Genomic DNA, 312 nt, shown 5'->3' with positions numbered 1-312 from the left:
CGGGGATCGAGCTGAGCAACACGCGGCGGAGCGCATTACCGACCGTGTGGCCGTAACCTCGCTCCAGCGGTTCGAAGACGAACTTGGCGTACTCGTTATTGATGTCAAGGGTTTGAATCGTCGGCATAGGATTTGATCAGTTACGCGGAGCCTTGGGCGGGCGGCAACCGTTATGGGGGACGGCAGTGACGTCGCGGATCGACTGGACGGCAAGGCCGTTGTTGTTGATGGAGCGGATGGCGGTCTCGCGTCCGCTACCGGGGCCACTGATGAAGACCTCGACGGTCTCCATGCCGTGGTCGCGGGCCTTCT

At 61.9% G+C, this 312-nt stretch carries 1 protein-coding gene and 1 pseudogene; both read right to left on the bottom strand.

The window, feature by feature from the left end; genetic code table 11:
• Window positions 1-127 (bottom strand): annotated as a pseudogene (locus R5H29_RS05445) (DNA-directed RNA polymerase subunit alpha); the annotation flags it as partial.
• Between the two features lie 9 nt (window positions 128-136).
• Window positions 137-312, bottom strand: a 176-nt coding sequence (gene rpsK, locus R5H29_RS05440) for a 30S ribosomal protein S11 (protein WP_332328877.1), incomplete at its 5' end; no start/stop codon positions are given.

Origin of the sequence: Stenotrophomonas sp. A3_2 (assembly GCF_036624925.1) — a bacterium.
In the GTDB taxonomy this organism is placed as follows: domain Bacteria; phylum Pseudomonadota; class Gammaproteobacteria; order Xanthomonadales; family Xanthomonadaceae; genus Stenotrophomonas; species Stenotrophomonas hibiscicola.
The sequence above is the reverse complement of the archived record's forward strand: the minus strand, read 5'-3'. Positions and strand labels throughout refer to the sequence as shown.